Consider the following 25,860-nt stretch of genomic DNA (forward strand, 5'->3'; position numbering starts at 1 on the left):
TTTCTAGAATTATGGAAATATAATCTAGCTCTTACTTTGTTTTGTCAATATATTTCTATTATTATGGAAATATATTGTTGATGGGTTAGGTTATGGAAATTGAATTAGCGGCTAAGCGGTTAGCTGAATTAGGTCATACAACTCGGCTAGAAATCTTTCGTTATCTAGTCCGGGGAGGTAGACAGGGTGTACCTGTTGGAGAGATTCAATCTGAATTAGGAATTCCGGGTTCGACCTTATCTCATCATATTTCGAGGTTGGTAGCTGTGGGATTGGTGTTGCAGCAAAGAGAGGGCAGAACACTCTACTGTGTTCCTCAATACCAAGAGTTGGATGGGTTGATCGATTTTCTGAAAGATGAGTGCTGTATCAACGAGAACAAATAGTTTTTAGGTGTTTATAGCGTCTGCATGGCTCGGCATAACCAGACGCTCTAATAGATCTTGCCAAATGGCCAATCGGCCTTGTTTTTTAAGTTAAAAACTCTGCGCGTGTACGTGTATTAGATTTGAAGATTCCACCTAATGCAGTTGTTTCTGTCTGAGAGTTAACATCCATTACACCGCGAGACTTAACACAGTAATGAGTGGCGTTGATCGATATCGCAACGTTGTCTGTTTCTAATAGTGTTTGAAGTGCAATAAGGATCTGTTTTGTTAGACGTTCTTGTACTTGCGGGCGCTGACTAAAGAAGCGCACAAGGCGGTTAATCTTAGACAGACCTATGATTTTATCCTTAGGGATATAAGCCACTTTAGCCGTACCATCGATGGTAACAAAATGGTGCTCACAAGAGCTAAGAACACTGATGTCCTTAACTTTTACCATCTCTTCTAGGTCCATCTTATTTTCAATCATCGACATATCAGGGAAGTTTTCATAATCTAGCCCAGAAAACACCTCGTAGACGTACATTTTCGCCACACGATGGGGAGTTTCTGTAAGGCTGTCATCTTCTAGGTTTAACCCTAGCGTCCCAACAACTTCAGTCATTAAGCTCTTTATGCGCTCATACTTTTGCTCCTGTGAAAGGCCGTTATCAATTGTTGGTGTTTCTAGGCCTTTTTCGATCAGTTGATCGCGTACAGCAGCTGCTTCAGCAGAGATCATGTTTTATTCCTTACTGATATTAGAGGAGTGCATTATACATGGTTGATCGCTTTTTAGATCAGTTATGATCTGAACTATCGGTTTTAACGTATGTGATCAGTAAATAGAGAGCCGAATTTTACTGTGATGAATAAAACTGATTGGCCTGATGAACTTGACCTTTTTGAATATTTTCAAGATGAAACAACGGCTTATGGATTGTTTGAGGATCGCTTTGGCAACATTCGTCGATTATTTAGCGTAGCGATAAAAGGTACAGTGTCGGGTGATCAACTGACATTAGAAGAAGATTTTTTTTACGAAGATGGAGAGCTTGAAAACCGTACTTGGGTTATAGAGCGTGGTCAAAATACGGTTTATAGTGGAACGGCAGGGGATGTTTTAGGTCGAGCTGAAGGCAAGCAAAGTAAAGCACGTTTTACCTGGCGTTATGACATGCTGTTAAATATTAGTGGTCGACAATATAAAGTAAAATTTGATGACTGGATGTTTTTAATGCCAAACAATGTGCTATTGAACCGAGCAGTAGTCAAAAAGTTTGGCATTAAGTTAGGTACGGTTTTTATCAGCTTTTCGAAAGATTCTAAGAGTTAATAGATTTAAGTGAATTACCTAAACAAGAGATAAGCTCTGCAGACAATTTGTTTGCACTCACCCAGGTCCCCTCTAAATCTCCTCCGAGTAACCAATCACCACAGGCGCCTATATACGTTGCTTCATCCCAAAGCATGCCGTGCTCTGTTTTTGGGTGACGAGAATACAACCAACGATGGCAGCGTCTTACTCCTATAACGTTAGCCTCTGGTTTTATAGACAGAAAGGCTTGGGTGAGAAGAATTTCTATCTCCTCTTTGGGAAGGTTGATATGTTCTTGGCTCCATTCGGGTTTTGCCTCGATTGACCAAATTGCAGTGTCGTTTACATTATTTCGCCCAGGCTTAGCGCTTTCTTTGATACACCGATACAAAATAGGGTGATGCCCTGTTATCAATTGTTCAGGTTGATCTAGTGAGTCTGTTGTTTCAAGAAGTGCCACCCAACTGGCTGAAGGGGTAATGGCTTTAGCGGTATTTGAAAAGTGCGGAACTGCTTCTAATAAGGTTGCTGCTTGTTGTGCCGGAGCTGTAACTATGGCGGCATCGAATACGCCTAAAGATTCACCCTTTTCATCGCGAAGGCGTACCTTTTTTGGGGAGCCATCGAGTTCTGGCCAGATATAGCCCACGCGAGTCGCAGGGTGAAAATTAGCGTGAGCCAGCAAGTGTCTGGTTAGGCTACTAAGGCGTGAACTACCTGTGATTAGATTTGGTGATTGTTGTTCTTCACCGTCGAAACTCTTTGAAATGGGTGACCAAGTTTCTAACACGCCACTTTCAGCTAACCAAGTAGAAAAGGCACTATTATTTGTTGAGATAAAAGGAGCTCCAAGATCGGCACTCATTTCATCTAATTTGAAGCTGGAAATACGACCACCCGTACCTCTGCTTTTCTCATAAACGCTTACATCAATGCCATTTGAAGTCAAAATGTCGGTAAGAGTTGTACCTGCTAGACCTGCACCAATAATGGCAACATGTGGTTTTATTTCTGTCATAGTTGTTCGCCGGAATCATAAAAAATGAATACCAGAAACGCTTTAAAAGATTATCTCGAAGAGTAGGGTAGAGGTGAGATCAATATAGATGGTTACGAAAGCACTTGGAAAACCAAACTAACTTCACTCCGGTAACAAAGCGTTTACAGGTTGTAATTTAGCTTTGTTACGGCGGAATGAGAGGATTAGATCAGCTGATCATAAATAGTGATCAGATTAGATCAGGGAAAGGGAAATCATCGCACATTACGCGAGGGTGTTGTGTTACTGCAATCGCATGCTCGATGTTTGAGCCTTCTCGCATTGCATTAATAAGCAAGGTTAGAACGAAGGTAATTGAGTAGTATTCAACGTGCGCTGTTAGGAACGGTAGATTGATATCATCGTGAGCTTGTTTGCTTAGGCGAGCTGCCAACTGAGCTGCTTCGCTATCATCAAAGCCTTCATCAAGATTATGAATCAGTTCATAAATTTCGTTTGGAAGCTGTTCATATAGGTAGTTATCAATCTTAAGAATAGTCTTTACAAGCACCGCGTGCTCTTTTGCTTCGCTTAGAAAAGGTAAACTAACCTTCTCATTTAAGCGTTCTGCTATAGCAATGTTTTCTTGCTGGGTAAGAAGTTTTCGAGCCGATTTTTTGGCAAAAAAGTCTTTAACCAATACTTGGAATTGGTCTTCTGTCAGTGAAATATTTGCCATCGTTTTTCCTTACCTTATTACTAGCTTAAAACCTTATTTGGATTTTAGGTTAGTTTTGAATGTGAGGATAGGGGGAAGTACTTAAAACTCGATCCTAGTCAGTAAAATCTCATTCATACTAGTCAGATTAGTTGAATTGCCTTCATTGTTTGTAGTGTGGTTAGTCATATCAACATCACAAGCTTGTCTCGGAGTCAAAAGTTATAGAATCATTTGAATACACAATTGAAAGCTCAATGATCTCATTTTTATTGAATAGATGTTTTATGTTCTTTCGAGCCATTTTACAACGTGATGAAATTGCGTAAGCTAAAGTTATTGTTTAAGTGAAACGGCTTAGATCTCTCAGGAGGTCGAAGCATTGAGGAAAATGAAATGGGCATGAATCGTCGATCAATAGTCAAAGTACTTTCGCTAGGTGGTGCGTTGATAGGGGCGGGTGTATTGATGCCGCGTGTCGCACTGGCTACTTGGAAAGCGGCAGCGTTTGAGGCACAAGCCCAAGACACCGCCATACAAGAACTTTTAGGCGGGATGCCTGAAGAAAGTGCTGACGTCATTTTAAAAGCACCTGATACCGCAGAAAACGGCGCCATTGTTCCGGTAACTGTTCGCTCTAGTATTGCTAATGTTGAGTCGATTAGCATTTATGTCAAAGATAACCCTACACCTCTTGCTGTTGAGTTTAAAATTCCAGAAGGCACTGAAGCTGATGTTTCTACCCGAGTTCGAATGGCTCAAAGCTCACTAATCACAGCCGTAGTAAAAGCTGAAGGTAAACTTTATAGCGCAGCTAAAGATGTCACCGTCACTGTCGGTGGTTGTGGTTAAGTTTATCTAAGGAATAGTTAGGAGAGTTATTATGGCGACGGGCATTATTAGAGTTAAAACCAAGGTTTCTTCCGGTAAAACCAAAGTGAAAATGATGGCAAAACATGCCATGGAAAGTGGTTTTCGAAAAGACAGCAAAACAGGTGAATTTATTCCTGCTTTGTACCTCCAAGAGCTTCAGGTTGTTCATACTAGTAAAGAGGTTTTTGCGGTAAATTTAGGGCCTACGGTGTCTAGGAATCCTTATTTTGTATTCACTTTCGCTGGTGGAGCGAAGGGGGATGAGCTTTCTTTTACTTGGGTCGAAAGCAGCGGTAAAACAGCCACAGAAGTTGTAAAAATCAAATAAAACGCTTAAGTGGCAGAAATGTTTTTGTCGATTTCTGTCTAAATAGCTATTCCTGTCTAAATAGCTATTCCTGTCTAAAGCTTCCAACTGTCGAGTAATGGGTTAAAATAGCGTCTTTCGATCTGCAGGTCAGGAGAGACGCAGTGTCCTTTTCTAAAGTTCTTGTTCTTTGTTCGGTACTTGTACTTACCGCGTGCAACTCAGCGGGGGTTAAATCTGAATCCGATGTTGCAAATGCAAGTAATGCAGGTCAGCCTAATGTTTCAACTTCGGCGCTAAAGGCGGCCGTGAAGCCTTCGCAATCTTCAGGTCTTCAACCAGCAAATCAGTTGGATATCATCGCTAACAGAATGACAGCTGTGCAAGATCATCTATTGCAGATTAAGTCTCAAGCTGGCCGACTACAACAGCAAAATAAAGAACTGGCGCTTCAACTTCAGCGTTTAGCGAGTGAAGTTCAAACAATGGCTATTGAGCCTGATGTAACTACTCAATCTGAACCAGTATCACCTGATGCGTTTAATGGTGTGCTGGATCAAATTACTATGATGGCGAATGAACTGAGCAGTCAAGTTCAAGATGGTGCATTTCGCATAGCGTCAGCTTATACCTCAAAGGGACAATGGGTGTTGATTCGTTTTCATCGTTATACAGGTGAAGCTTGGCTAGCCGATAAAGGTCAGTGGCACTTACTTGAAGAGAGCGGGAGCACAGGTACTGCGGAATACGAAGTCGTGCTATTGCGAGCCGATAATGATGTTAAAGGTTATGTTGCTGCCAGAATTAACCGTATCAGCGGTGATACTTGGTGGTTAAAACAAAATACTTGGCAGCCCTACATTAGTAATTAAAAGGTTATAAGTGAAAGAACCGAATGTTGATGAGTTGATCCCCCTTTTTAATCAGCTCTTTAAATCCTCTCTAAATACGATTCTAGTAAAAGGGGATGATGAACCAATCTATCTACCAGCAGACCAAGATAATCCGCACCATCGAGTTATCTTTGCACATGGGTTCTATGCCAGTGCGTTGCATGAAATTGCCCATTGGTGTGTTGCTGGTCCTGAGCGTCGAAAATTAGAAGACTTTGGTTATTGGTATAAGCCGGATGGACGCACTGCTGACGAACAGGCTGAATTTGAGAAAGTAGAGATTCGACCACAAGCGTTTGAATGGTTAATGTCTAAAGCTGCAGGGCATAAATTTAACTTTAGTGCGGATAATCTTTCTTCTGATATAGGTGCCAGTGATAGCTTTAAAGCAAATGTTCTGAATACAGTTCATGAGTTGCTTGAGAACGGTCTTCCTGAACGTGTCGGAATTTTGGTGGAAGCTTTAAGAAAGCAAAGAGGTAGACCGCCTTTGTTAAAAGAAGAGTTTTGCCTTTAATTTTTTAGCTTAAAGGTAAGTAGATTTATTCGAATGAGCAACTGCCTTGCTCGTCTATTAGTACTTCTTTCGGTTCGCGAACCGCTTGTAGTAAATCTGATTCATAGACGAAATAGCTGATGTTGCTTCCTGATCTCTTTGATTTTCCTGTGTAAGTGATGTTATTGCAGCTGACTTCTCCTACCTTACAATGCATAGTGATTACGACTTTGTAGTTCTTTGCTTCCAGAGGATCTGCAATTACGGTACCGGCAAAAATAACAAGGTGATGACAAGAACTATCATAAGGCCACTCTTTGAGCTGCATAACCCATACTGCAAGAACTACGTAGTGGTAAATACCTTTTAAAGATATTTTTGGACAATGGAACCAGACGTTTTTGTGAACTATCAGGTTGCAAAACAGTCTATCAATCTCACACAATATATGAGTTTGATATGTCTTATCTAACCGAGAAGTTGAAATCCAGCCCGATCAAAAAGCAACTAACCCGTCGCCAATTGCTTAAATCAGCAGCTTTAACAACTGCAGGAATAGGTGCATTTGGTCTACTGGCTGGTCCATCCGCAGCAACAGAAAATACCCGTGGCATAAGGGGACGTGTAGCACCTGAGTTAAAAGTGGATCACTGGATAGATGGCAAAGGGAATAAGACTCATCCGTTCTTAATATCAGAACATAAAGGTAAGTGGATCTATTTGAAGTGCTTTCAGGAGTGGTGCCCTGCATGTCATTCCATTGGCTTTCCAAATTTGCAGAAGCTGAAAGCAGCATTCCCTGATGACGAAACAATTGTCGCCGCGGTTATTCAAACGACCTTTGAAGGCTATACCATAAATAATGCAGACGCTTTACGTAAGAATCAGCTGAAATACGGGTTAGATCTACCATTTGGGCATGATCCGGGTGATACTGATCGACCACGAACTGATCCTGGCTATTTTCCAAATACTATGGTGAGTTATCGCACAGGTGGAACACCGTGGGTTACTCTTATTGATCCGAATGGCGTGGTAGCGTTTGATGGTTTTCATATCGATATCGATCAATTGATCAGCTATTTAAAAGAAAACGCTTAATCTCTTGGCAACCACCGCCTGCTTTTTTAGGAATGCTGAATTCTTGTGAGCATTCCTAAATGACTTGGAATATTTTAAGCGGTTAATGTTTCGTAGATTAGGTACTTCTCTAAATCCTCCTCATTGAGAGGTTTACTGAAATAATAACCTTGATAATGTTTGCAGCCCTGCTTCAAAAGCAGTTGCTGCTGCTCTAATGTTTCTACCCCCTCAGCTATAACCGCATAGCCCAACTCGTGAGTCATTGAGATAATATTTCCGACAATTACGGCATCATTAGGGTCGGTGGTGATATCGTTTATAAAGCTTTTATCAATTTTTAATTCATCTAATGGCAGTAATCTTAGGTAGGTGAGGGAAGAATACCCTGTACCAAAATCATCCATGGATATTTTGACTCCTAGCTCTTTTAGGATGTGCATCTTAGTAATGGCTGCTTCAGTGTCATCTATGATGACACCTTCTGTTATTTCCAACATGAGTTGTTCAGGCTTAATCTGGAAACGATGGATACTTGCTTTAACATCGTTTACGAAATTTGTCTGATTAAACTGTAGTGGACTAACGTTAACGGCGATATACCGAATAGGTTTGCCTTGGTAATACCATTTTTTCATTTGGCAGCAGGCTTGTTCGATTACCCAATGCCCTAGCGGAATGATTAAACCGCTTTCTTCAGCGATAGGAATAAATTCATCAGGTGAAATGAAACCTCGCTTAGGATGGTTCCAGCGTAATAAGGTTTCAACGCTTTCACATTCTCCATTCACGTTAACCTGAGGCTGATAAACCAAATTTAATTCGTTGTGGGAAATTGCATAGCGAAGTTCAGCTTCTATTCGTAAGCGTTCATCTGCTTTGGTTTGCATATCTTTTTCAAAGAAGCAGTAATGGTGTCGACCATTTGATTTAGCTTGATACATTGCTGTATCGGCTTGCTTAAGTAGCTCTTCCGCGCCAAAGTGAGCTTGGTTGAAGAAGGTGATACCGATGCTCGTAGTGATATGGAAGTGGTTAGATTTAAGTTCAAAGGGAACATCGAGAGCTTCGATTATTTTGCTAGCCACAATACGCGCGTGTTCATATATCTGTTCTTGATTTAGGCGGGGTAGAGCAACAATAACAACAAATTCATCACCACCTAAACGGGCTATAGTGTCCTCTTTTCGTAAACACTCGATAAGCCTGTTACCTACCTGAATAAGCAGCTCATCCCCTATGCTGTGACCTAGAGAATCATTGAGGTGTTTGAAATGATCTAAATCCAAGAACATGACAGCTCCACTGCAGCGTTGTCTTTCTGCACTGGCTAGACGCTGATTCAAGCGATCATAGAGTAAGCGTCTATTTGGTAGGCCAGTTAAAGGATCAAAAAAAGCTAATTTTTGGATCTGATACTGGCTTTCTAATAGTTGTTCAGTCTTACGATTAAACCAGTGAGTTAAAGCACCAAGCTCTCCTTTGTCTGTCGTTTTTATCAGCTGTTGCGAGCGATGATCATCAGTTAAACCGTCTTGTATCTGCTGTGTAAGTTGAAAAAGGGGATACGTTAAGTGATAACGCAATAAGGCCCAGACAAGCACCATGGCAATCAAAACAATAAAAATAGTAGCCATAAGGAGTTGATTAAAGAGTGCTTTAGCATCCTTACGGGCGGAACTGTTTGGCATCACTGTAACAATCTGCCAAGCGGTTTTAGGCATCGTAGTTACAGTTACAAACACAGCTTCATTTAAAAAGTAATCTTGCTCGATAAGTTCATTGGCTCTTTGAGTATTTTTAGATTCAGGTCTACTGAGTAAAGATGCAATGATTTTCGCTTCTGGCAAATTGATCTGATAACTATCATTTGCGAGAGCTGTAGCAAGCGTATCGGTCGGATAGCCGTTAGGTGAATTTAGAGATTTGTTCTGAATACGAAGTAATCTGGCGAGAGATTCAAATGTTTTAAATTCTTTTGCTAGCTCTTCCATCGTTATGTAAGGCAGCAAACTTCCTTCGTCGGAAGACGGTGTTGATAGGCGCGCTAGTTTGTCATCAGGAAAGGACAAAAACCTGCCGTTTCGGTCCAGAGCGAATGCATATCCACCAAACTCCTGCGTAGCTTCATGGAGTAACTTTTGCAGCCCTTCGAGTCTTAGATCCACTGTTGTAACACCTAAGAATTTATCATTGTCGTAAAGTGGTGCAGTTACTGTGACCATAGGTTGTAGAGAGTAGGGATCAGTATAAGATTTTGACCAGTAGCGTTGATTTATACCAAGATGTTTAGCCGGCACATACCACTCTTCATGATGATAGCCATTACCTTCTGGCAGATTGTAGTCGTTGTAAAAATTTAATATTCCGTGGCGATCTCGGCCCCAAAAATGACTATTCCGTTCAATGGTTTTATTAAATATGTAGGGCTCTGGCCAAGTTCCACCACCTGCTATGAGATGTTTAGAACCTGCTCTATCGAGAAGAGAAAGCATTAAAGAAGTGAAACGTGCATCATCAGCTGGTATTACTTTGGCGATATCAGCCATAGAGATGACGATTGATTCAGCAATGGTGATACGTTGGTTTAGTTCTGAGACAACTTTGTCACCCGCCTTACTTAGTTTTAGGTACGCTTGGTTCTCTATCAGATGGTCGCCGATAGCGCTTACTACGGCGATTATCGTCACCATTATCAGAAAGAAAATAGTTAGGAATATTGCCGATACACGAAATTGAAGACTGTGGTACCAATGTATGTTGAAATCAGGTGCGCTATGCATAGTTCAGCCTCCTGCTGATCTAACTCTAGTCCTTAGAACGGCGACGATTTCAGCTAGTTAGCCTTTCCAAGTAGCCTTTCGGCTTGCTGTCTTATTACAAAGTAGTACATCTATTACGCGGTTGCGAGAGAATCCGAAATTAATTTTGTGTGGATATTTAGGGGAAAAGAATTGAGAGGGTGGAGTCGGGCAGGCAATTTTAGTTAAAAGATGACCCTTAGTCTGCGTATACGAAAAAGGCCTATTAGAAACAGGGCCTTTTATATACTATGTTCATGACTCTTAGTGATGATGGTGAGAGTGCATACCGTCCATAATTTTTTTGACCGGAGCTTCAAGTTCCAATTTAGTTCCATCTGAGAAGCTTAATTCAAGCTCGATGTTATCACCTACCATGATGTCTTGTTTTAGGTTGATCAACATAATGTGATAGCTACCAGGCTTTAGACTTACAGATTGTTGAGCTGCAACTTTTACACTGTCTACCTGACGCATCATCATCGTACCATCTTTCATAATATGGTTATGAAGCTCTACTGCATCTGCTGCGTTACTAGTAGCACTCTTAAGAAGAACATCTTTAGAGTTTTTATTAGTAATTGTAACAAAGGCAGCTGTAGTTTTAGTCCCAGGAGGAATGGCTCTTACATAAGCGTCGGTGGTAATAATCTCCGCCATTACAGTGAAAGGCGTTAGGCTGAAAATTGCTGCCAGACAGGTAGTTAACAGAGTCTTTTTACTCATTATGTTTCCTCGCTTAATAACGCTTGAATCTCTTTATTGAGCTCAAGAGGAGTTAGTGCATGATTTAAGGCTTTGGATAGTTTGCCATTCTGATCGATAAGGTACAGGCGGGAAGAATGGTCAACAGCATAACCGAGAGCAGAATCTTTTAACTCGACCATGCGATAAAAAGCACCGTACTGTTTCACTACTTTATCTATAGTTTCACGATCTGCTGTTGCACCGTGGAAATTAGGATGAAAGTAACTAGCGTATTTAGCTAGCTTCTCTGGTGAATCTCTATCTGGGTCAACACTCATAAATATTCCAGCCACGTTCTCTTGCTGGGCTGGCGTTAGATCTTTAAGGCCCTGTGCTGCTACAGCTAAAGCCGTAGGACAAACATCTGGGCAAGAAGCGTAGCCAATAAAAAACAATACAACTTTACCGCGATAATCTTCTAATTTTAGTTCACCTTGCTCTGACTGAAGGGTAAAGTCCCCTCCAAGTTTTTCACCTAATGCGATACGTTGCTCTACAGGCTGAGGGCGAAGATAAAAAGCTAGAGCTACGCCCGCGAGCATAACGAGTGTAAGTAGAAGAAGATTTCTTAAGGTGGTCATTAATCATCTATCCTTTAGGTAAAAGGTTATCGGGCATCAAACTCAAAATTGGCCTGTGTAACTTGCCCCTGTTCTTCAATCTTAATGGAAGAGATCCAAGTCATTTTTCCGGTTGTGCAAATTGGGAGGGTAATAGTCCCTTGCCACGTGTTTTCTGCTCCCGGAATTTTTGTCAGTAAAGTTTGGTTTATCCCCATGTACATTGTCTTACCTTGAAGATCTACCATTACCTGTTCGGCCGCAATATTTTCAATAGTTACATTAAAAAGCAGTGGCTTACTCGAACTTATTTCTTCAGCAATGATCGATAATTCAATTTGTTGATCATCATTAGCCGCTGTACATTTTTCTTGATGTAAATTGCACTCAGGAGCTGTTAGCAATTGACGGGTGTGAGGGGGCGCTTCTTGCAACAGCTGGGGCAGATAGATCACAGAGCTCAACCCTATGATTATCACAAAGATAATCAAAATCTGTAGGGGGAGGGTGTTGCGGCCCTGAGTTGGTTCGTTCATTTATCTGTTCCTGAGTACGGGTATAGTCTACGTTTTTACAGTGTGACAACAAAAGTGACAAATTGTCGCACCAAGAATACATCTTTTCTTTAGTTAATGATGCAGCTGAGTAATTGTTGCTCAAATTTGCTCCAATCATGGCCTTGCTGGGATATAACCTCGATTCTATTATCTCGCCGATAAGCGATAGTTTCGATACTAAGTTCACGTCCTACTTGGTTAAAGAAATTCCAGCCCTTATCAGTGTTAAAGACTCCTTTAATCCGATCTACATTTTCAAAGCTTTGCAAAACTGCTTTTAATTTATGGGTCGAGAATTTATCTGCAGGATTAAATATCCAACCCATTGTGTGTAAACCGTCATTGATGTTCCCTTTATGGAACGGTTCTTTTGGACGAGGCTGAAATAACATTCCTATCATTGGATTAGCATTGTTTCCGTCCAGAGATAAGTGCTTATGCTGTTGTGGCTGGGATTCTGTCTCTTTGAGCCTGTGGGTGATATCTAGCAGTGAACTATCAATTTGCCCTTGGGTAGTTAATACCTGCTTTTGCTTAGCTGGGTAGAGCCCTGCTATTTTTTGTTCTGTAGTAGTAATTTGCGCTGCGGATGCAAGATCCGTTTTGTTTAACACAATAACGTCGGCTAGATTGATCTGGTCTTGGAACGTAGGGTGTTCCATTATTTCGATGTTATCGATCGAGCGTGGGTCAACCAAACAGATAATGGAGTGGAGTTCTAACACATCCTTGAAATGCTCATTTTTCAGCGTATCTACGATGCCGGCAGGGTGACCTATACCTGTAGGTTCGATGATTAAACGATCAGGTTTTGTTTGCCTTAGCAGCGTGGCTAATGTTGAAGTTAGGCTTGGACCTAGTGTACAGCAGATACATCCACCAACGAGCTCTTTCACATTAACGCCTTCGCTACTTTGTGTTAGAGCTGCTTGGTCTATTCCGATTTGACCAAATTCATTCACTAAAATCGCCCAATTTTCCTCTTCAGGCTTTTGAGTTAGAAGATGATTTAAGGCTGTTGTTTTACCTGTCCCTAGAAATCCCGTGATGATGTTTGTAGGAATGTTTTTTAATAGGGACATCTCAAGCTCTCTTCTTATAAATTGAAGGTAATTGTGATAGCAGCATACCAAATAACATCAAACCACAGCCTAGTAAGCCTAGCGTGCTGAATTGTTCTTCTAGAATTAACCATCCGCCAAATGCAGCGGCTACGGCTTCAAGACTCATAATGATGGCTGCATGCGCAGGAGGGGCATGGCGTTGGGCAAAAACTTGTAAGGTGTAAGCAATGCCAACGGAGATAAAGCCTGCGTAAGCAATAGGTGCCCAGGAGTTAATAGCGTTTTCAAAGGTAAAACTATGGGATTCGATAGTTAGGGCAACCAGTCCACTACAAAGAGCACATACTGTGAATTGGATTATTGCTAGACGTAAGTTGTCCATCTTGGGAGCAAGCTTTGCTATTAAAAGTACATGTATAGCCCAGCATGCTGCGCCTAGGAGCTCTAATATGTCCCCAAAGTTAATTGCGCTCAGGTCTCTAAAGCTAAGAACGTACAAACCTAAAACCGCGAACATTCCTCCTAGCCAAGTGTTGATATTGGTGGTTTGCCCGAGGGCTAAGCCGATGATTGGCACGAGGATGATGTACAAGCCAGTGATAAAGCCGGCATTGCCCGCCGTTGTATAGACCAGACCTGCCTGCTGAAAAGAGGCGCCTGCAAAAAGAACTAGTCCAGCTAAAGTGCCGCTTTTGAATAGAGCTCTATTATCAGAGCAATGAGCAGACCTTCTAAATAAAAACAAAAGTGGGAGTAGGGAGCAGGCACCAAGTAGAAATCTTAATGCGTTAAAACCAAATGGACCTAAAGATTCCATCCCAAGTCGTTGTGCTACAAATGCAAACCCCCAGATGCATGCAACTAAGAGCAACATGAGATCAGCTTGTATTTTTTGCGAATTCATAGGCTAAATTTGAGCGTTAGAGATGAGGCGCTAAAGGTACTCTAAAAGCGAGCGAAAGATAAATTTAATTTTTTTGTAAAATGGTGTTGCTAATCATTCTCAATAGCATTAATATCGTGATCGCTCATAAGTGATAGGCAATGAACGACCTCACCTCACCTCACTGACATTGCCGACTTAGCGTTTACTTTCACTGCTCACTGAAAGTCTTCGCTGACATTGATACTCCCCTCGATTATCAGTGTTGCAAGCTGAACTCTCACCGGTTCAGTTTATTTTAAAAAGCCGGATCATTTGATCCGGCTTTTTTCCGTGCGCAAAGCACTTCCTTCCTTAGTTGTATGCCAATGAACTTATCCCACATAAAAGGGTCTACATAAGACAAGCCTAATCAATGTGCTACACTCATAGATGAAAGTATATATTCGATACCACTGGGCATGGATGCTCACCTTAATCCGTAGTGTAAGCTACGAGGAGATATAGGTGAGATTAGTTAAAGATATTGATGAAAAGGGCATCTTTTTCTATTGGTCCGATCCTGACTGTGTGGATGTATCAATAAGTCCCCGTTTACCCTGCATTGAGCTTGCAAAAGAGTGGCGAGATAAGCACCTGTTTTCGTTATACAGAGGCTATGAGCGCCGATGCTCACATATTGATAGAAGGTTAGATAGAACGAAACGCAAGCAAGTAGATAAAGCTTTGTTTTACTCAAGACGGCGTCCCGAAGGTAGGAGGTCGACAGATAAACCACTTCAAGTGGATATTGATTTAGTAGTAAACAAAGTCCAGCTGTACTCTTAGTAGGAATGAAACAACTACAATAAAAATATTTTTAATTTTTATTGTTAATATAGTTGCAAATCATTCTCATTCATATAGTATTGATATCAACACGGCAGGCGGTAAGCTCCCCTCACTAGCTAGGCCGCCATGCACTAGCGATATTGCATTTTCGTGTATGTGTTAGCACCTCTGCCACTGCAGAAGCTACAAGCACATGGCTCTTGTCATTGAAGCAAATTGCTTAACCGGACCCCCAAGGGGCTCCGGTTTTTTTTGCTTAAATACTCTGTGCTACAATTGCGTTCTTTAATAAAGAGAGAGCGGGTATGCAAGAGATACTAACCTTTTCAATCGTTGCTCTACTGCTGGTAATCTCGCCAGGCCCAAATGGCGTGTTAATAATAAAAACAGCCTCCGTACAGGGCTGTACAGCCTCATTTGCTAATATTTTAGGGTTATTTACGGCAACATTCTTCCACGGGGCTTTTTCAATTTTAGGATTGTCCGCAATCCTACTTCAGTCTGCTGAGTTATTTTTCCTCATTAAATTACTGGGTGCGCTCTATCTTTTCTACATAGGTGCTAAAGCGATCTACCAATCCTTTTTAGCGCCCGCACTTGATAAAACGAATGCGCAACATGCGATGAAGAAAAAAGCATCTAAATCTTTATTTGGAAGCTTTACAGAAGGTTTTTTGACTCAGTTATTAAACCCAAAGGTTTCGATGTTTTATCTCGCGGCATTCCCTCAATTTGTTCAGTTCGAATCGTCAAGTTATCTTAGTGCTTTTGCGTTAGTGACTATTCATGCAGTCATCATAGCGTGTTGGTTTACTGGTATGACTTTAATGATTGATAGGCTAAAGGCTCGTAGTAAGCATTCTGCAGCTGGTCGTTGGGTACAACGAATATCAGGCTCAGTAATGATCTACTTCAGCACTTTATTGATGGGGCAAAAAGCATAGAGGTTGAGTTGTGTACGCAGTTATCTTTCGAGCGAAAACTGGAAAGCAGGATGAACAATATTTAGAAACGGTTGCTCGAATGCGGCAACTAGCTTTTGATAAATACGGTTGTTTAGACTTTGTTGCGGTCACGGAAGGAGAGCAAGAAGTTGCAATATCTTATTGGAATTCTGAAGCAGATATCCTAGCTTGGAAACAAGACCCTGAACATCACCTAGCTCAAACAGAGGGTCAAAAGCGTTGGTATAGTGCTTACACTGTGCAAGTGATGAAAATCGAACGGGAATATAGCTTCTCGGCAGACTAAGTTAAGACTTGTATCAGGTATTAGTTTGAGTACTCAAATAACCAAAATTATGGTTATTTTATTCTCTATTCAACGTCACCAATATTTCATCTTTCTGTTAGCAAGTTGTCACGTTAATTTTTAAGACTGGTCATAACTCATAAAGAGAGAATTTATGACCGTGTCTTCGCTGATCAATGCCCGCACTATTTTTATCTCTGATGTCCATCTTGGCTTTAAAGACTGTAAGGCCTATTACCTTTATCAATTTCTATCTTCTATCAAATGTGAAACCTTATATTTGGTTGGGGATATTGTGGATCTGTGGTCATTGAAACGAAAATTGTTTTGGCCCGAAGAACATTATCGAATTCTTTTAAAACTCTACGAACTTGCCGATCAAGGTACACGTGTTATATACGTGCCTGGTAATCATGATGACCCTTTGCGTCGCTTTGACGGTCAGTGTTTTGGGCCTATAGAGATTATTCATGAGCATGAATTTAAAACGGTTCAGGATAAGCGATTTTTAATCATGCATGGCGATGCGATGGATGCGTATATGAAGCATAGTTGGCTGACTAAATGGGCAGGGGATTTAGCATACGACTTTCTACTTTTCTTGAATCGCTGGTCTAATCGATTAAGAAAAATCAGTGGACGTTCATTTTATTCACTGGCAGGGCAGGTTAAAGATAATATTCGTGGCGCTAAGTATGCTATCAACCGTTATAAAACAGAGTGCAAGGCCGAGGCTAAGCGACGAGGGTTCGACGGTGTGATTTGTGGCCATATTCATTACCCAGAATATGACGATGGTACAGATGTACTTTATGCAAATACTGGCGATTGGATTGAGAATTGTTCTGCACTCATTGAAGATTATTCGGGAGAGCTAAGGTTACTGCATTTCAGTGACCGTTTAGAATGGAAAAACAGAGATAGGGAACAGCAGCTACAAGTTGCTTAAGGTCGAGTAAGCGGAGCGGGTGCAACAGAAACCTGTTGCACCACTTAGGGGATGGTTTACAGCCCCAGTTTATCAGCGACGTAGTCGGCGTCTTTGTCACCACGGCCTGAAAGATTTACAAGAATGCTCTGATCTTTGGATAGTTCAGGTGCTTTACGCATAGCCCAAGCAACTGCATGAGAGCTCTCTAGTGCTGGGATAATACCTTCTACTTGGGACAGGGTCATAAAGGCATCTAGACACTCTTGGTCAGTAGCGGTTTCATACTGAACGCGACCTAGTTCTTTTAAGTAGCTGTGTTGTGGCCCAACGCCAGGGTAATCCAGCCCTGAAGCAATAGAGTGAACTGGAAGAGGCTCACCGTTATCATCTTCAAGCACATAACATTTCATGCCATGAAGAGAACTTGGTTTACCCAAAGTAAGCGTTGCCGAATGCTCTGTGGTATCTAAGCCTTTACCAGCCGGTTCAACACCAACAATATTGACCGCTTCATCGTTTAAAAATGCAGTAAATAGCCCCATTGCGTTTGAGCCGCCACCGACACAGGCTGTGATGTAATTGGGTAGTTGCCCCTTTTTCGCTTGGAACTGTTCGCGTGCTTCGCTACCAATAATACTTTGGAAATCACGGACCATTTTGGGGAAAGGGTGAGGGCCAACCACTGAACCGATCGCATAGATGTAATTAATAGGATCTTTTAGGTACTCTTCAAATGCGCTATCAACAGCGTCTTTTAACGTCGCTGTGCCCTGTGTAACCGGGACTAACTTACAACCAAGAATTTTCATTTTGGTAACGTTAGGATGTTCTTTCTCTATATCGACTTGGCCCATGTGAATTTCACACGGAATTCCAACGAGTGCGCAAGCTGTTGCTAAAGCCACTCCGTGTTGGCCTGCGCCTGTTTCGGCGATCACTTTAGTTTTGCCCATATATTTAGCGAGAAGGGCTTCACCTAAACAATGATTGATCTTATGTGCGCCTGTGTGGTTTAAGTCTTCACGTTTAAGGTAGATCTGTGCGCCACCCAGCTTTTCACTTAGGCGTTTTGCATGGTAGATCGGACTTGGACGACCAACATAATCAGCAAACAGTGTATCCAGCTCTTGCTGAAATTCCGGTTGTTGACGGATCTCTTCATATGCGTCATTAATTTCATCCATGATTGTTTTTAGTTCTGGCGGGATCTCTTGCCCACCAAATTGACCAAAGAAACCCTCTTTATTAGGCATCTCAGAGAATTCAAATTTCTTCATCTTCTTCCCGCAATTTGTGTCATTTTGTTTTAAATGAATCTCAGAACATCTATATAGCTGTTCTTTATATGATTAGATTATATGCATTTAACCTTACGTAATAAATTGTTTAAGGCGCAAAAAAAAACCGCTTTAAAAAAGCGGTTTTAAAGTCGGACGAATTAGTGATTTTCTGGCCAGTAACCTATGCGTAATCCACCCCAGTGGCGACCATTGATAAAGATTGGCACTGATAGGTCATGCATAATTTCGCCGGTATCACGTTTATAAGTTTGCAAAAGCATTGTTTCGGTATGGCAACCACAACGTGCGCCGGTTCGGTCATTAAACAGACGTTTACTTCGGCTTTTCACAAGATCGGTTTCAAAGTCCCCAGTTGGTGGGTTTGCAAACTGATTGTTGTGAGTTGGGACATAGCCATTCGGGTCAGTCACGATGGCATAGACCATTTTATTATGTCGGGAAAGGGCCGGTTCTTGGATTCCCGGTAAGATTTGATCACAGTACTTATCGAATTGGGTCGTGTACTTTTGTGGGTTAGTACCTTCAACCGGTACATAATTGCGATCAAACAGGCTGCCTTCATGCATCTGCCCAGACGAAATTGCTTGTTGGAAAGACTCTGTAACTAGATCAGCAGTATCACGAGCAATATGATAGAACTGCTGATGGAAGTTTTGCTCTGAAGATGCCGCTAAAATTGCATTGGAGCGTTCAGCTGCTTCCATTAACGCTGAGGCTTGTGTCGCAAGTTGACTTACTTCAACATCACTTTCTTCTAGCTCATGGCGAACAGTTTGTAGTGAATTGAAGATCACTTCTAAGTTTTGACGGTTGGCGCGAGCACCTTCAGCAATTACGGATATCTGTCCTTCAACAGCGGAGGATTGTTCTGAAATTCCACCTAATTGATCGCTGATAAGTTCCATCGCTTCGGTGCCGCTTTCTACGTCCCCTGAAAGGGTCTTGATTCGCGATACAACCTGTTGTGTTTCAGCACGGATCTCATCAACAATAGTTTCTACTTCACCTGTTGCGCTAGCTGTTCTGGAGGCTAGCTGTCTTACTTCATCAGCTACTACGGCAAACCCTCGGCCATGATCACCTGCACGGGCAGCTTCGATTGCGGCGTTAAGTGCAAGCAGGTTAGTTTGTTCTGCGATTTCTTCAATAACCTTAGTTACATCTTGGATCTTTAGAGATTTTGCATTCAATTGTTCAATTAATGTCAGAGTTTCAGCAGCTTGGGAATTAAGCTCACGAATATTGCTCATCGCTTCAGTGAGCGCCTGTTGACCTTCTGCACCAGTCGTTTTTGCTTGAATTGCCATTTCGGCAGCAATTTCTGCTTGTTGTGCAGATTGTTGTACCGTCACTGTCATCTCTTCAGAATTTTGTGCAATTTGAGAGACTTCTTGAACTTGGTTATCAAGTTTCGTTTTTAAAGTGTCAGCAGAGTAGGAAACCTCTGCAGCAGCAACGGCGTTAGCGTTTGCGCTGGACGATAACTTAGCACCGACATCTTCATTACCTTGTCGATTACTGAATAGATCGCCAAACAAAGAAGGTAGTAACTCTAGTTCGTCTGTTTTGTTGGCATTTACTAGCGAAGCCTCTTTATTGAGTTTGCCTAAAACTGAGTTATGCAAAACCAAGATAGAAAGGCCTGATGCTAGGAGCGAAGTTACAATAAGAATGATCAGCGCGGTGCTATCAACGCCTAAATAAAAAGCAGCTGCGCCTGCAATGATGATGATAAAAAGTGCGGCAAAAAAACTTTTGAAGTAAAAGCTGGAAATGGACCTGTTCATGCAATTTCCCTATTTTGTTGTTATGTAGGGTAGGTAATTTGGGAGGCTATAAGTGTTTATAGTCGTTAGCTTATAGCTCTCTAACTGCCTGTATTACAAGCGTATATAGAGGAATATATCATCACAAAAATAGGGTAAATGCTGTACTTTAGTAGAGATTGGAAGGGTAGAAGGGGGAATTTAAAGGAAATGTACTCAGAATAATTTTTCTGAAAACAGCAGAACATGCTTTTTGGGAGAATCAATATGAATAGGGTCAAATTCAAACCCTAGCTGTGTTTCTTTACGAGCAATCAGCCTAAAACCTTCACACTTCAATTGCTTACGAATTTCTCTCACTAAAAATCGCGCATCTTGATATGATTTGGCAACTGTTTGATTACATTCATTTTTATCATCAGTCGAATTACCCCAACTTTGGGTTACAATCCAATCACCGACCAGGTCTTGGTACATCCGAACGATGTAGTATTCCTGTTGTTTTTGCCAGCGTATGATCAAACTGATGTAATCCGTAAAATTACAGCAGGTTTCCCCTGCTGAGAGCCAATGAAAACCGCGCATTGAGCCTGATATCGTGCGGTTTGTAAAGACTGGAGATGGATAAATTGTTGAACCCGAAACTAAAAATCATGGCTGATGAGAATATGCCTATGGCTGAGGCTATTTTTTCTCGTTTTGGTGACGTTGAACTTTATGCTGGTCGAGGCCTGACAGCTGAGCAGCTTTCTGATGTAGATGTACTCTTAGTTCGCTCCATTACCCAAGTCAATCAGGCGCTTCTCGAGGGCAGTCGTGTGCAATTTGTAGGTACTGCCACTATCGGTACTGATCATGTAGATAAGCAATTTCTGCAAGATCAGAATATCACTTTTGCGAATGCGCCGGGCTGTAATGCAGATGCAGTGGTGGAGTATGTGCTTAGCGTGATCTATCAATTTGCAGATAAATATCAGTTTGAGCCGAAAGATAGAACCTATGGGATTATCGGTGTGGGTAATGTCGGCGGTCGCTTGCAGAAGCGCTTTGAAAAGTTAGGCTTCAACGTTTTGCTCAATGATCCTCCGCGTGCTGAATCAGAGGAAGGCTTTTCTGATTTAGATACTTTGTTGGAGCAAGCAGATATTCTTTGCTTACATACTCCGCTTACGGTTGATGGTAATCATCCAACAAAACACCTACTTTCGACAAACCCGCTGCAGAAGCTACGAAAAAATTCTATCGTAATTAATGCTGGTCGCGGTCCAGTGATTGATAACGCCGCCTTGCTTCAAATTGGGCAACAGCGTTCTGATCTGCTTTTTGCTCTAGATGTTTGGGAGCACGAACCTATAGTTCATGCTGAATTAGCTGATCGTTGTGAATTCGTCTCGCCACATATTGCAGGTTATAGCCTTGATGGAAAGATTCGAGGTACGTACATGCTCTATCAAGCGCTATGTGAGCATTTGCAGGTGGAGTGTGAGGAATCTCTAACCGATTTTCTTCCAAAGGCCGAACTGTCATATAAAGAACAGGGGAGTTTAACAGCGTTAGAATTGATGACGTTGATTTATGATCCACAAGTGGATGATAAACTTTTAAGAGCAACTTTGGATTTACCGGGAAAAGAGCAAGAACTAGCTTTTGATCAACTTCGTAAGCAATATCGAGTGCGCCGTGAATTTGCATCTTTAACAGTTGCTGATGCGAAGAATCCAAAAGAGCTATTGGCATTGGGTTTTCAGCTCGCAGACTAACCCTAAATCCCTTAAGCTATAGCCTTTATTATTGCAGTTATAAGAACCCTGAATGACCGAAGCGTTAGCACAGTTAAAATCCGTTAAAACACTTGCTGAACTTAATCCTAAAGTGGGGGAAAAGGTTCAGATAGAAACGCGTACACCGCGTGGTCGTTATTCGGTCCAGCTTTTAGGCTATCGTGAAAACGGTAGCATGATGGTATCCGCGCCACGTACTTCAAATTCCATCAATGTGGGTTCACATGTCACAGTTCGTCTCATGAGCGGTAACTTTATTTGTGCCTTCAGTGCAAAATTGCTCAAAATACAGACAAGCCCATTTGCATATTGGCACCTTGAATATCCAACCGATACTGAAGTTAGGCGCATTCGTAGCCACACACGGGTGCCTGTTAATTTGATGGTATCGATTGATGAATTTGAATTGGGTAAAGGGTTACGCTTAGATTGGCCTATCAATGCTTACTGCACTGATATTAGTATCAAAGGAGCCTGTATAGATGCGCCTGTTACCTTAGGTAAACAAGGTGACAAGTTATTTGTCACGACGCGCTTTCAAGTAGCTGGAGCAGATCAAGTTGTTTTAACCCCTGTTGTTATTAGAAGCGTTCAAACGGCAGAAGACGGGTTAACTAAGGTGGTAAGCCACGGTGTCGAGTTTGAAGAAATTGATGATGACACCCAGCTTATTCTAGCTGCTTTTGTATACCAGCAATTTTTAATTGAAACCGGTAATTTGGAGATCATAGGTGTTTAAACTCGGTCTTATTATTAACCCTTTGGCAGGAGTTGGCGGCAGTGTTGCGCTTAAGGGAAGTGACGGTGAGGAGACCGCAAAGAAAGCTCTGGAATTAGGTGCTGAACCTAAAGCAGGCTTACGTACCCTCCAGGCTTTGGAAGTACTTCAAGGTTTAGATATCCAAGTTATCACTTATCCTGCAGAGATGGGTGAAGAGGTTGCTGTTAAAGCAGGGTTTGAACCGCAAGTCATTGGCGAGATCGAATCAGGCAATACTCATGCAGAAGATACTTTAAGAGCCGCCAAAGACCTGGTTACTGCAGGGGTTGATATCATCCTATTTGCAGGTGGTGACGGTACCGCTCGTAATATCTGTGAATCAATTGCAGGTGAAGTTCCGGTTCTAGGTGTTCCCGCAGGTGTAAAAATACACTCGGGTGTTTATGCCGTTACGCCTAAGGCTGCGGGTGAAATTGTTGGCATGCTGGTGAAAGGCGAGTTAGTTACCCTCGGTGATCAGGAAGTCCGTGATATTGATGAAGAGGCGTTTCGGGAAGGGCGTGTTCGTGCGAAATATTATGGCGAGTTAGTTGTGCCTCAAGAGCATCGTTTTTTACAGCACGTAAAAAATGGTGGTAAAGAATCCGAAGAGTTGGTGTTGGATGATATCGCAGCAGATGTGATCGAGAAGATGGATCCTGATTCATACTATGTTATGGGATCAGGCTCTACTGTGGCTGCCGTCATGGAGCAATTGGGGTTACCTAATACGTTGTTAGGGGTCGATCTGATTAAAGATAACGAGATCGTTGCCTCTGACTGTACAGCACAGCAGTTGCTGGAGTTAACTGAAGGTGCACATTGTGAACTAGTGATTACATTGATCGGTGGTCAAGGTCACATAGTCGGACGTGGTAATCAACAGTTAAGCCCTGCCTTACTCAAGCGTATTGGCAAAGAAAATATCAATGTTATTGCTACCAAAACAAAACTGCGTGAACTGGAAGGCCGCCCGTTAATCGTAGATAGCGGTGACCCAGAGTTAAACGCGAAGCTCTCGGGCGTGATACCAGTTACAACGGGTTATCATGATTCTGTATTGTATCGTGTGGCGGATTACTAAGAGCTTATCTATGCTTTAAGGACCTGTGTTACAGGTCTTTTTTATATGGGCAGGTGACAGTTGTGGTTAATCACTTATTTAATTTTTTTCTTATGCTGCTTGCGCCAGAATGGATGCGTGACCAGACCCCTGATAAAGATCACTTTTATCGACGTTTATTCACGGCTCAGCATCGTGCCAAGAGAAATAAAATTAAACTTCTCTGGATCTGTGTACTTAGTCTTTGTGTACTCTTCCCGTTTCCTCATGCGATTGCCGCATTGGTATTGCTGACTACATTTATAACTTTCAGTTGGTTGGATGAATCAAACTGACATCGTTCTGTCATAGAGTCTCGGTAAAGTTCTGTTTGATAATTTTTTAAGAACTTATTGAGGCTCACCCCATGAAAAAACTGATCGCAGGCGCTGTTGTTGCAAGCGCAATGATTGCTCTAACTGGTTGCCACACAAATCAGGCGAAACAGGAAGACACTAAAGATGTTGTCCAACTAAATAATGATGACTTATATGAAGTTTCTCACGAAGGTCGTCACTATGTGTTTGATGATTTCGCAACTTATCAGTCTTTCCTAACAGTTGGCGAAACATCTTACCGTAAAGTATTTATTGGTGGTGGCCCTAAAGGCGAAACATTGGTATTCGGTCTAACTGGCGCAGACAAAAAGAAAATGTCTGGTATCGCTAGCATCGATATGTTCCAAGGCGAAATGACTGGTGCAGAGAGCTTCTACGGCGAAATGCGCGGCGAAGATGGTCGTCTATATGTATTCAGTACTCTTGAAGATATGGAAGACGTTCGTACTGTAGGTGAAGCGCCATATCGTTTCACTCAGATCGCTGCAGGCCCACAAGGCCAGACGGTTGTATTTGTTCTAAATAAAAACAACAAGAAAAAGCAACCAGTTGCTTTGATGGCTAAATTCAAAGAAATGAACAAGATGAAGTAACATTTCTAATAAGAGCTCGTTTATTTCTGTCGGGGTAAATGAGTTCTTTGTTTAGCGATACTATTTTCCCGATTGCACTTGGATGGAAGAGTCGTTGAGAAATTTTTATTTAACTAATGGAACTTTCAACGGATAGCGTAGTCAATGATTACATCCTGCAAGATGGGAAGATCTTTCGATAAGTCATAGGAAAGTTTGGGTTCTGTAGTTTAAGAAAGATCTGCTTTGAGGCGCTGTTTACTTAAGTAAACAGCGCTTTTTTTATACCACTAAACTCAATCGAAAAATAAAAAAGCCTGCTGTGTAAGCAGGCTTTTTTAGAACAGGTTAGAGATTAGATCTCAGCATTGTGATAAATGTTCTGAACATCATCCAGATCATTTAGCATGTCGATAAATTTCTCGAACATTGGAAGGTCATCAGCAGATACTGGTGAGCCGTTGTGAGGTACGAATTGGATCTCATCAACGTCTAGGTCTAGGCCTTCGATGTTTTCTTGAAGCGCTTTTTTCGCTTTAAAGTAATCAGTGTGAGGCGCGAAAACAGTAATCTTGCCGTCTTCAGCTTCGATATCTGTTACGTCCACATCTTCCATCATTAGCGCTTCTAGCACAGCATCTTCATCATCACCGTTGAATACGAAGATCGCACTGTGGTCGAACATGTGGCTAACGCTGCCCTGAGAACCAATTTTACATTTGGTTTTGTTAAAGCAATTACGTACATCACCAAAAGTACGGTTAGGGTTGTCTGTCAGGCATTCAACGATAACCATGCAGCCGCCAGGACCGAAACCTTCGTAACGAGCTTCAGAGAAATCTTCACCGCCGCCACCTTTCGCTTTATCTAGCGCTTTATCAATTACGTGAGCAGGCACTTGGGCCTTTTTAGCTCGTTCGATTAAGCCAGCTAATGCTAGGTTACCATCGACTTCGATGCCGCCTGCTTTCGCACAAACATAGATTTCACGGCTAAATTTACTGTAAACCTTAGCCTTGGCATCGGATGTTTTTGCCATCGACTCTTTACGGTTTTGATAGGCTCGACCCATTGCGATATTCCATACACTGAGAAAAAAGAAGAAAATTCTACCGTTTCAGAGCCGAACTGAAAACCCGAATTTAGGTTGCATGGCTAAGTATTCCGTAAAAAATGCTTTTCAACTCATGTGAAGGTAAAGAATTGCGTTTTCCTTGATAGCAATGGTATTCGCTGCTGATTAAAGCGTTCTATTGCTTCTATTTTCTGCTTTTCTCGAAAATATCTGATTGATCGCCCCAGATACAATTTCTTTGATGATGGGGTGTTCGTCCTCAAGGTCTGCTAGTTGAGCACAAAACATAGGCTTATCCTTAGCGGATACCCAAGCGGTGAAGTTATCATCGATAACAAGAGATCTAATGACCGAAGAGTACTTATTAATTTCCATGATTAACTCCATTGCACATTAGTTGTGCTTGTGCAGCATTTTTGCACTTGATTATGTCTAAATGGTTAAAAATTCCTTTAGTTTTTATTGTTTGTTAAAGGTACTGCACTAACCGTGCCATGGAAGAACTGAG

Annotated in this window: 29 protein-coding genes; 14 read left to right on the forward strand and 15 right to left on the reverse strand. The window is 41.8% G+C overall.

All coding sequences use genetic code 11. The features are described 5' to 3' along the window. Positions 1–92: 92 nt before the first annotated feature. The gene (locus tag ACMXYR_RS06195; protein WP_415893967.1) at positions 93–386 is read left to right on the forward strand and encodes an ArsR/SmtB family transcription factor; all 294 of its coding nucleotides are present in this window, start codon (positions 93–95) and stop codon (positions 384–386) included. A gap of 85 nt (positions 387–471) precedes the next feature. Here ACMXYR_RS06195 and folE read toward each other — a convergent pair whose 3' ends face one another. Continuing rightward, the gene (folE, locus tag ACMXYR_RS06200) at positions 472–1,110 is read right to left on the reverse strand and encodes a GTP cyclohydrolase I FolE (protein WP_415903322.1); all 639 of its coding nucleotides are present in this window, start codon (positions 1,108–1,110) and stop codon (positions 472–474) included. Between the two features lie 126 nt (positions 1,111–1,236). Here folE and ACMXYR_RS06205 point away from each other — a divergent pair, with 126 nt between their 5' ends. Then, complete coding sequence (locus tag ACMXYR_RS06205) at positions 1,237–1,704, forward strand: DUF3833 family protein (RefSeq protein ID WP_415903323.1); 468 nt, start codon at positions 1,237–1,239, stop codon at positions 1,702–1,704. Here the strand turns inward: ACMXYR_RS06205 and ACMXYR_RS06210 are convergent. Beyond that, a complete protein-coding gene (locus ACMXYR_RS06210; RefSeq protein WP_415903324.1) occupies positions 1,694–2,704 on the reverse strand; it encodes an NAD(P)/FAD-dependent oxidoreductase in 1,011 nt (336 codons plus the stop codon). The genes ACMXYR_RS06205 and ACMXYR_RS06210 overlap by 11 nt on opposite strands. Before the next feature lie 211 nt (positions 2,705–2,915). Beyond that, entirely contained in the window at positions 2,916–3,404 is a 489-nt protein-coding gene (locus tag ACMXYR_RS06215) for a hypothetical protein (protein WP_415885109.1), read from the reverse strand. Between the two features lie 375 nt (positions 3,405–3,779). Between ACMXYR_RS06215 and soxY the strand changes: the two genes are divergently transcribed. The 4 genes from soxY (at position 3,780) to ACMXYR_RS06235 (ending at position 5,973) form a co-directional block, all read left to right on the forward strand. Continuing rightward, positions 3,780–4,235 carry a thiosulfate oxidation carrier protein SoxY gene (soxY, locus tag ACMXYR_RS06220; RefSeq protein ID WP_415903325.1) on the forward strand — a complete coding sequence of 152 codons (456 nt, stop codon included), beginning with the start codon at positions 3,780–3,782 and terminating at the stop codon, positions 4,233–4,235. 31 nt (positions 4,236–4,266) lie between these two features. Beyond that, complete coding sequence (gene soxZ, locus ACMXYR_RS06225; protein WP_415903326.1) at positions 4,267–4,584, forward strand: thiosulfate oxidation carrier complex protein SoxZ; 318 nt, start codon at positions 4,267–4,269, stop codon at positions 4,582–4,584. A gap of 143 nt (positions 4,585–4,727) precedes the next feature. Continuing rightward, a complete protein-coding gene (locus ACMXYR_RS06230) occupies positions 4,728–5,435 on the forward strand; it encodes a hypothetical protein (protein WP_415903327.1) in 708 nt (235 codons plus the stop codon). 10 nt (positions 5,436–5,445) lie between these two features. Then, positions 5,446–5,973 (forward strand): elongation factor P hydroxylase, encoded by a 528-nt coding sequence (locus ACMXYR_RS06235; RefSeq protein ID WP_415903328.1) that lies wholly within the window; start codon positions 5,446–5,448, stop codon positions 5,971–5,973. 25 nt (positions 5,974–5,998) lie between these two features. On the opposite strand, the gene ACMXYR_RS06240 is transcribed toward ACMXYR_RS06235, so the two are convergent. Then, complete coding sequence (locus tag ACMXYR_RS06240) at positions 5,999–6,280, reverse strand: hypothetical protein (RefSeq protein WP_415903329.1); 282 nt, start codon at positions 6,278–6,280, stop codon at positions 5,999–6,001. A 131-nt stretch (positions 6,281–6,411) separates the two neighbouring features. Between ACMXYR_RS06240 and ACMXYR_RS06245 the strand changes: the two genes are divergently transcribed. Then, positions 6,412–7,053, forward strand: a complete 642-nt coding sequence (locus tag ACMXYR_RS06245; RefSeq protein WP_415903330.1) for a TlpA family protein disulfide reductase — start codon at positions 6,412–6,414, stop codon at positions 7,051–7,053. 74 nt (positions 7,054–7,127) lie between these two features. On the opposite strand, the gene ACMXYR_RS06250 is transcribed toward ACMXYR_RS06245, so the two are convergent. The 6 genes from ACMXYR_RS06250 to ACMXYR_RS06275 form a co-directional block, all read right to left on the reverse strand. After that, positions 7,128–9,815 (reverse strand): EAL domain-containing protein, encoded by a 2,688-nt coding sequence (locus ACMXYR_RS06250; RefSeq protein WP_415903331.1) that lies wholly within the window; start codon positions 9,813–9,815, stop codon positions 7,128–7,130. A gap of 282 nt (positions 9,816–10,097) precedes the next feature. Beyond that, complete coding sequence (locus ACMXYR_RS06255) at positions 10,098–10,559, reverse strand: copper chaperone PCu(A)C (RefSeq protein ID WP_415903332.1); 462 nt, start codon at positions 10,557–10,559, stop codon at positions 10,098–10,100. Further along, entirely contained in the window at positions 10,559–11,161 is a 603-nt protein-coding gene (locus ACMXYR_RS06260) for an SCO family protein (protein ID WP_415903333.1), read from the reverse strand. The genes ACMXYR_RS06255 and ACMXYR_RS06260 overlap by 1 nt, the downstream gene beginning before the upstream one ends. A 26-nt stretch (positions 11,162–11,187) precedes the next feature. Beyond that, on the reverse strand, positions 11,188–11,676 hold the full coding sequence (locus tag ACMXYR_RS06265) for a hypothetical protein (RefSeq protein ID WP_415903334.1): 489 nt from the start codon (positions 11,674–11,676) through the stop codon (positions 11,188–11,190). 89 nt (positions 11,677–11,765) lie between these two features. Then, on the reverse strand, positions 11,766–12,779 hold the full coding sequence (locus tag ACMXYR_RS06270; RefSeq protein WP_415903335.1) for a CobW family GTP-binding protein: 1,014 nt from the start codon (positions 12,777–12,779) through the stop codon (positions 11,766–11,768). A gap of 1 nt (position 12,780) precedes the next feature. Beyond that, entirely contained in the window at positions 12,781–13,635 is an 855-nt protein-coding gene (locus ACMXYR_RS06275; RefSeq protein ID WP_415903336.1) for a DMT family transporter, read from the reverse strand. Between the two features lie 1,145 nt (positions 13,636–14,780). Between ACMXYR_RS06275 and ACMXYR_RS06280 the strand changes: the two genes are divergently transcribed. The 3 genes from ACMXYR_RS06280 to ACMXYR_RS06290 all read left to right on the forward strand — a co-directional run bounded on the left by ACMXYR_RS06280 (position 14,781) and on the right by ACMXYR_RS06290 (position 16,675). Further along, on the forward strand, positions 14,781–15,419 hold the full coding sequence (locus ACMXYR_RS06280; protein ID WP_415903337.1) for a LysE family translocator: 639 nt from the start codon (positions 14,781–14,783) through the stop codon (positions 15,417–15,419). A gap of 10 nt (positions 15,420–15,429) precedes the next feature. Next, the gene (locus ACMXYR_RS06285; RefSeq protein WP_415903338.1) at positions 15,430–15,726 is read left to right on the forward strand and encodes an antibiotic biosynthesis monooxygenase family protein; all 297 of its coding nucleotides are present in this window, start codon (positions 15,430–15,432) and stop codon (positions 15,724–15,726) included. 154 nt (positions 15,727–15,880) lie between these two features. Then, on the forward strand, positions 15,881–16,675 hold the full coding sequence (locus tag ACMXYR_RS06290; RefSeq protein WP_415903339.1) for a UDP-2,3-diacylglucosamine diphosphatase: 795 nt from the start codon (positions 15,881–15,883) through the stop codon (positions 16,673–16,675). A gap of 56 nt (positions 16,676–16,731) precedes the next feature. On the opposite strand, the gene trpB is transcribed toward ACMXYR_RS06290, so the two are convergent. The 3 genes from trpB to ACMXYR_RS06305 all read right to left on the reverse strand — a co-directional run bounded on the left by trpB (position 16,732) and on the right by ACMXYR_RS06305 (position 20,246). After that, complete coding sequence (trpB, locus tag ACMXYR_RS06295) at positions 16,732–17,934, reverse strand: tryptophan synthase subunit beta (protein WP_415903340.1); 1,203 nt, start codon at positions 17,932–17,934, stop codon at positions 16,732–16,734. 161 nt (positions 17,935–18,095) lie between these two features. Further along, complete coding sequence (locus ACMXYR_RS06300; RefSeq protein WP_415903341.1) at positions 18,096–19,745, reverse strand: methyl-accepting chemotaxis protein; 1,650 nt, start codon at positions 19,743–19,745, stop codon at positions 18,096–18,098. 195 nt (positions 19,746–19,940) lie between these two features. Next, positions 19,941–20,246 (reverse strand): hypothetical protein, encoded by a 306-nt coding sequence (locus ACMXYR_RS06305; RefSeq protein ID WP_415903342.1) that lies wholly within the window; start codon positions 20,244–20,246, stop codon positions 19,941–19,943. A gap of 98 nt (positions 20,247–20,344) precedes the next feature. On the opposite strand from ACMXYR_RS06305, the gene pdxB reads away from it, so the two are divergent. The 4 genes from pdxB (at position 20,345) to ACMXYR_RS06325 (ending at position 24,298) form a co-directional block, all read left to right on the forward strand. Beyond that, positions 20,345–21,484, forward strand: a complete 1,140-nt coding sequence (pdxB, locus tag ACMXYR_RS06310; protein WP_415903343.1) for a 4-phosphoerythronate dehydrogenase PdxB — start codon at positions 20,345–20,347, stop codon at positions 21,482–21,484. Positions 21,485–21,536: 52 nt separating this feature from the next. Further along, the gene (locus tag ACMXYR_RS06315) at positions 21,537–22,244 is read left to right on the forward strand and encodes a flagellar brake protein (RefSeq protein ID WP_415903344.1); all 708 of its coding nucleotides are present in this window, start codon (positions 21,537–21,539) and stop codon (positions 22,242–22,244) included. After that, the gene (locus ACMXYR_RS06320; protein WP_415903345.1) at positions 22,237–23,349 is read left to right on the forward strand and encodes an ATP-NAD kinase family protein; all 1,113 of its coding nucleotides are present in this window, start codon (positions 22,237–22,239) and stop codon (positions 23,347–23,349) included. The genes ACMXYR_RS06315 and ACMXYR_RS06320 overlap by 8 nt, the downstream gene beginning before the upstream one ends. 385 nt (positions 23,350–23,734) lie before the next feature. After that, positions 23,735–24,298, forward strand: coding sequence for a hypothetical protein (locus ACMXYR_RS06325; protein WP_415903346.1), 564 nt, complete (start codon positions 23,735–23,737; stop codon positions 24,296–24,298). A gap of 334 nt (positions 24,299–24,632) precedes the next feature. Here the strand turns inward: ACMXYR_RS06325 and ACMXYR_RS06330 are convergent, their stop codons facing one another. Both ACMXYR_RS06330 and ACMXYR_RS06335 read right to left on the reverse strand, forming a co-directional pair. Next, positions 24,633–25,349 (reverse strand): YebC/PmpR family DNA-binding transcriptional regulator, encoded by a 717-nt coding sequence (locus ACMXYR_RS06330; RefSeq protein WP_415903347.1) that lies wholly within the window; start codon positions 25,347–25,349, stop codon positions 24,633–24,635. Positions 25,350–25,517: 168 nt separating this feature from the next. After that, the gene (locus ACMXYR_RS06335) at positions 25,518–25,727 is read right to left on the reverse strand and encodes a hypothetical protein (RefSeq protein ID WP_415903348.1); all 210 of its coding nucleotides are present in this window, start codon (positions 25,725–25,727) and stop codon (positions 25,518–25,520) included. Between the last annotated feature and the right edge of the window lie 133 nt (positions 25,728–25,860).

The sequence above is a fragment of the Neptuniibacter sp. QD29_5 genome (assembly GCF_047778125.1).
GTDB lineage: Bacteria > Pseudomonadota > Gammaproteobacteria > Pseudomonadales > Balneatricaceae > Neptuniibacter.